This is a genomic window from Parafrankia sp. FMc2 (assembly GCF_041008525.1).
Taxonomy (GTDB): Bacteria; Actinomycetota; Actinomycetes; order Frankiales; family Frankiaceae; genus Parafrankia.
Map to the genome: position 1 here is coordinate 1 of NZ_JBFLUG010000253.1, position 5541 is coordinate 5541.

Sequence of the window (5541 nt, forward strand, 5' to 3'; positions counted from 1 at the left end):
GAGAAGATCCTCCACTTCATCGAGGTCCACGACCGGACCGCCAAGCCCTACCGCTGGACCTACACCGGCGAACCCCTCAAAGCCGCCTGACGACAACCCCAGCAAGACTTACGCGGAGCTGCACTAGACCAGCGTGTCCGTCTCGACTGCCGCGGCACGGAGCGCGTCGGCGAGGCGCGCGGCGGGTTCGGCCGGTGGTTGCGGAAGTCGTGCGAGCAGGATGCGCCGTTGCTCGGCGGGCCCGCCTCGGACAGGCAGAATGCGCACACCGGACGGCACCGCGGCGGCGAGCGCGGTGGGCACGGTGGTGATGCCGCAGCCGGCGGCGACCAGGTGGAGCTTGGCCAGCCAGTCACGGGCGGTGTGGGCGATGTCGGGCCGGCTCGTCCAGGCCGGGCCAGACGCCCATCACACGGTCCTCGCCCGAGCCGGCGATCCACCGCTGGCCGTGCAGGTCGGCGACGTCGACGAACTCGCCCCGGGCGAAATGATGGGTGGCGGGCACGGCGACACACAGGCTGCGTTCGGTGAGGGTCTGCAGATGCAGCGGCGGTGCCTCGGTGTCGGGTGGGCGGAACGGCGGCGCCGAGGCCAGCAGTGCGAGGTCCAGCGTGCCGGCGCGCAGCGCGCGGACCAGCGCCGGAGTGCTGCCCTCCCGAGTGGTCACGGTGATGGTCGGGTGCGTGCGGCGCAGCGCGGCCAGCGCGCGGGGTAGCAACGCTGCCCCGGCGCTGGTGAACCAGCCGAGCCGAACCGTGCCGGGCTCGTCGGGCAGCCCGGCCAGTTCCCGCGCTGTCGCGTCGACCTGGTCGACCACGGTGGCGGCACGGCGCAGCACGATGCTCCCGGCCGGGGTCAGGCGTACCCCGTCGTGGCGGCGTTCCAGCAGCGGCGCCCCCGCCGCACGTTCCAACGCGGCGATCTGCCGGGAGACCGCGGACTGCGTGTAGCCGAGCGCGGCCACCGCGGCGGTGAGAGTGCCCCGCTCGCAGGACGCCGAACGGGGCATCCTGCTCGCCGCCGTCTGCCCCGGCATGATGAACACTCCCACCTCCGCCCTGTGGTGGGATGTCAGCACCGCCCCCACCCCGGCGCAGGCCGCCGTCGCTCTCCTGGACCTCGCGCTCGACCCGGTCGATCCCCAGCACCACGGCCAACTCATCCGCGACGGAGAAGTCCTGCCCTGGGCTCCCGAACGGTAGACACAAGCAGCGATGACCTCGTGCAGTCCGAGCGCTCGCTGGTACCAGGCTCGCTGCGCATCAAGATCCGCTACGGACAGACTGGTGTGGTGCACATCCAGCCCAAGGTCGATGTCAGTCACGATGACCTCCAGGGCGACCTGCGCCACGCGCTGGAGGAGGCCGCGCTGGAACTGGTGGTCACCAAAGGCCTCGGCGGATTCACCATGGCCGAGACCAGCCGCCGGGCCGACGTCAGCGTGGCCGCTCCGTACAAGCACTACGCCGATCGCGACGCGCTGCTGGCCGCGCTGGTGGTTCGCGCCTACACGGACAGCGCGAGCAGTACCGCGCCGCCATGGCGGAAGCGACCGATCCGGGCGAACAACTCGCGGCCTTCGCCGCGGCCTACGTCCAGTTCGCCGCCGACCAGCCGGCACTGTTCGGACTGACCTTCGCCGCCGGCCTGGACAAGACACGCTTCCCGATGCTCGCCGAGACCGGCCAGGCCCTGTTCACCGAGCTGTCCGCACCGGCCGCAGCCCTGTGCGACGACGACCATCAGGCACGCAGACTGGTGTTGGCGATCGCGGCCTGCGCCCACGGCCACGCGGTGTTCCTCCTCGAGGGCGTGCTCGACGACCTGCCGAATCCGCTCGACGCGGCCAGGCGCGAGGCCGCTACCGCCGCCGCGGCGCTGATCACCGCCTACACCGCCTGACCGGCGGGGCAGTGGAACGTGGGGCTGTGCTCGGCATGGGTGGTACCGCCACACCATGATCGCCTGCTCGAAAGATCGACGGTGTCAGTCCCTCCAGGGGCGGCGGGGGACGTAGGCCGGAGGCCTTTTGTCTGGCCCCCGGCACTGCGGACCCGAGTGCCGATCCCCGACTCACCGTCGATGACCACGCGGTACTCCCGGATCGCGCATACGCGGCGTCTACCCATCGTCGTCGCCGGGCCGAGAAACTCGCCGCCACCCGGGTCGGTCCCCCATCGCTGTCGGTGGGGAGGTCCAGCGGCCAGCGGTCGAAGGCCAGGTCCTGGCCGTTGGCGCACTTCCTGCGCTCCTTGCGCCGGCCGTTCTACAGGCCGGGGTGTTGCTGGGAATGGGTGGGCTCTCCTCGCCGGAAGAACAGGACGGGTTCATTCGGCCGCAGGTGGCGTTACCCAGTGTCGGTGGGTTCCCGTTCTCTGACGCCGGGATGGCCTGCCGGGGTGCCGGCCACACCCAGGGCACTGTGCGTGGCTTCACCATCAATACCGCGGAGTCAGCGGTCCTGGATCGTTGTCAACAGCGTCGCATTGTCGGCCTTTCGTGGCATCTGGGGCGGCTGCCAGAACAAGGCGCAGAGGCCGGTACGGCGTGGACAATGAAGCCGAGGGCCCGTTCAGAGAGCTGGCCAGCAGGCCGCGTGAGGGTATCTGGAGTCGTTCGACGAGTTTCCTGCCGCTCCAGGATCGGCCCGGGTCGGCCTTCATGAGTTCGATGACTCCTTCGCGGCGGGCCGGCTGACGGGGGGATCCAGGTTTCTCTCCGCTACAAAGCAATGGTCGCCGTCACAGCGATCAACACCTGGTTACACTGAAGATCTTTTAAAGCAGACCCCGACAGAGCCGCCCGCCGGAACAGGGCCGGCTCACACCCAGCACGCCCTCGCCGTCCGATCACAGGTAGCACCTCGAGCCCAGCAAGATCCTGGTCCGTCACCCCTTCCCGGAGCTCAACAGCCACCGCTTAGCACTCAAAACCGAGTGACACAGAAGTCACTCACCGCATAAGCGGGATCCGGGAGTACAGGGAGTAGTAATTCGTATACGAATTTGCCATGGCGATCTCTCCCCGAAGAAGGCGTGTACATGCTGTACATGTTTGCAACATCCGACGTTCGGCGCGCGTTAAACAAGGCTTCCTAGGTTTACCCATCGAGCCCGGACAGGGATTCATAATTCAACGGGGAGTCATTAAATGGCAGCAGATTCGCAGGTCGGTCCGCAGCGGCGCGGGCTGCTGAAGGGAGCGGCAGTGCTGGGAGGCGCCGCACTGGCCGGCCCGTTCAGCTCGCTTTCCACGCGTATTGCCTCCGCCGCCCCGGTCAGGGGAGGCGGGTATGGTCCGCTCTACCCGGCCGCCGACCGGACTACGGGCCTCGAGCTGCTGCGGCTACCCCGCGGCTTTGAGTACATGACCTTCGGGTGGACCGGCGACCCGATGACGGACGGCAGCGCCACGCCCGGCACGCACGATGGAATGGCCGCTTTCCGGCACAACGGAAATATTCACCTGGTCCGCAATCACGAGCGCGGCACCGGCGCTCCGATCGGCACGGGTGGGATCCCGACCTACGACAGTACCGCTGCGGGCGGCACCACGACGGTCGTCTTCGACCCAGACCAGGCGAAGTACATCGAGACCCGGCCGAGCCTCGCCGGGACGATCCGCAACTGCGCGGGCGGTCCCACCCCCTGGGGCACCTGGCTCAGCTGCGAGGAGACGACGACCATCGGCTCGAAGCGGCACGGGTATGTGTTCGAGGTCCCGGCCGACGGAGTGTCCGACGCGATGCCGATCCCTGCCATGGGGCGGTTCAGTCATGAGGCGACCGCGGTCGACCATCACGGCTACGTATATCTGAGCGAGGATGCCACGCCCGGCGGCTGGTACCGCTTCACGCCGAACACCCAAGGCCGCCTTGCCGACGGAGGGAGGCTGGAGATGCTCGCCATACGAGGCGAGTTCCGGAAGAACCTGCGTGGCGCGGTCGGCACCGGCACCACTCTGCCGGTGGAATGGGTACCGATCGCGAACCCCGACCCGGACACCGGCAATGGTGTGGTGCAGCAGGGTCTGGCGCTGGGAGCCGCCGAGTTCGCCCGGCCGGAAGGCCTCTGGTACGGAAACCGGCTGGTCTACATGACCGCCACCAGCGGCGGTGCGGCCGGACAGGGACAGGTCTTCGCTTACAATTCCGATACGATGACCCTCACCTGCGTGTTCGAGTCACCGGCCGCCAACGTGCTCAACTTCCCCGACAACATCACGGTGAGCCCGCGCGGCGGCCTCGTCCTGTGCGAGGACGGGAGCGGCCGGGAGTTCCTGCACGGCCTGTCCACGGATGGCCTGATCTTCCAGTTCGCTGAGAACAACGTCGTGATTCCCGGCGACAGGGCAGTCAACGGCATTAGCGGCGACTTCACCGGTTCCGAGTGGTGTGGGGCCTGTTTCGACAACGGCGGCGGCGGAAACTGGATGTTCGTGAACATCCAGTCGCCAGGCATCACCTTCGCCATCACCGGGCCGTGGCGTCAGGGCATCCTGTAACACCTCGAACCTGACCGGCACGGCATCTCCTGCGGAAATGAACCCGGCGCCAGGTGGTCACCTGAACGGAGCGGGGTCCGGGTCGAATCGGCCCGGGCCCGTGGGGCTCCAGAGGCTGGTCCGCGGTTCACAGCCACTGTTCACCGCTGGCGTTCTGAGTCGGAGTGTCCGGCTACCGGCTCTGTTCCACATCCGACGGTGACTGACAGTGAGTGTCCCGGCGGCCTGCCGGGGAGACGGCTGGGACCTCGGCGGGCGTGATCCTCTCCTCACCCCGGCGAGCAGGCGTGTCAGTGCCACGGCGCCGGCGATGGACGCGAGGACCACCACGACGACCAGCGCCGGCACCAGCGCCCGCCGACGGCGTCGGTGGAGGCGCGGATGGGGGCGCGGGCGGGCACGCTCGCTGGTGCCGTGACCCGCCGGGGCGAACCCGGCCGGTCACGGCCCTACCGGCGGGGTGTAGCCGAGGATCTCGTGCTCGGCGATGCGCCACACACCGTCCGGTTCGCACCGCTGGACCTGGCGGTGGTCGAACACAGACCGGGCGGTGAACGGCCCGTCGCCCTCAAGCGTGAACGCCGCAGCCGTGTACTCGACGGCTGTCCGACCGGTGTCGAGGGACCAGGCCCGCAGGTTCGTGATCAGGTGTCGGCCACGCAACGGCGACATACCACGCTCCATCACGGACCGGACGGCATTCCTCCCACGGGCCTGGAACACCGTCGCATCCTCGGTGTAAAGCGCCAGCGCGGCGTCGACATCGCGAGCGTCGAACCGGCTGAACAACTCTGCCACGAGCGCCTCGGCGGTCAGCCGCCGCGCGACTTCCGCACTGTCGGGAACCACCCCTGGATTGCGCATACGCGGCCCTGCCCATCGTCGTCGGCGAGCGTTCGACCAAGACTACTTCAGCCTGGATGCACCGGTGTTTATAGCTGTCTGTTGGGGTCCCTGAACGCGGAAGTGCCCTCTGAGCTGGGAGGATGGGAGTTCTCTAGGCTTCCGTCCGCCAGATCGAGAGGGCACTTCGCAGGT

General features: G+C 68.5%; 5 protein-coding genes and 1 pseudogene. 4 read left to right on the forward strand and 2 right to left on the reverse strand.

The window, feature by feature from the left end:
- Window positions 1–123: 123 nt before the first annotated feature.
- Window positions 124–1036 (reverse strand): annotated as a pseudogene (locus AB1460_RS35405) (LysR family transcriptional regulator).
- Here AB1460_RS35405 and AB1460_RS35410 point away from each other — a divergent pair.
- The 4 genes from AB1460_RS35410 to AB1460_RS35425 all read left to right on the forward strand — a co-directional run bounded on the left by AB1460_RS35410 (window position 978) and on the right by AB1460_RS35425 (window position 4503).
- Window positions 978–1202, forward strand: a complete 225-nt coding sequence (locus AB1460_RS35410; RefSeq protein WP_368966781.1) for a hypothetical protein — start codon at window positions 978–980, stop codon at window positions 1200–1202. The pseudogene AB1460_RS35405 and the gene AB1460_RS35410 overlap by 59 nt on opposite strands.
- A 20-nt stretch (window positions 1203–1222) precedes the next feature.
- Window positions 1223–1633 carry a TetR/AcrR family transcriptional regulator gene (locus tag AB1460_RS35415; protein WP_368966774.1) on the forward strand — a complete coding sequence of 137 codons (411 nt, stop codon included), beginning with the start codon at window positions 1223–1225 and terminating at the stop codon, window positions 1631–1633.
- On the forward strand, window positions 1540–1902 hold the full coding sequence (locus AB1460_RS35420; protein ID WP_368966776.1) for a WHG domain-containing protein: 363 nt from the start codon (window positions 1540–1542) through the stop codon (window positions 1900–1902). Before AB1460_RS35415 ends, AB1460_RS35420 begins: the two co-directional genes overlap by 94 nt.
- 1248 nt (window positions 1903–3150) lie before the next feature.
- Window positions 3151–4503, forward strand: coding sequence for a PhoX family protein (locus tag AB1460_RS35425; RefSeq protein WP_368966778.1), 1353 nt, complete (start codon window positions 3151–3153; stop codon window positions 4501–4503).
- Window positions 4504–4944: 441 nt separating this feature from the next.
- Here AB1460_RS35425 and AB1460_RS35430 read toward each other — a convergent pair whose 3' ends face one another.
- Entirely contained in the window at window positions 4945–5367 is a 423-nt protein-coding gene (locus AB1460_RS35430; protein WP_368966779.1) for a YybH family protein, read from the reverse strand.
- Window positions 5368–5541 lie beyond the last annotated feature (174 nt).

Bases quoted from the DNA above. Each gene is read 5' to 3' on its own strand.
- AB1460_RS35420 (WP_368966776.1), top strand. From the start codon at position 1,540: ATGGCGGAAGCGACCGATCCGGGCGAACAACTCGCGGCCTTCGCCGCG.
- AB1460_RS35425 (WP_368966778.1), top strand. From the start codon at position 3,151: ATGGCAGCAGATTCGCAGGTCGGTCCGCAGCGGCGCGGGCTGCTGAAG.
- AB1460_RS35430 (WP_368966779.1), bottom strand. From the start codon at position 5,367: ATGCGCAATCCAGGGGTGGTTCCCGACAGTGCGGAAGTCGCGCGGCGG.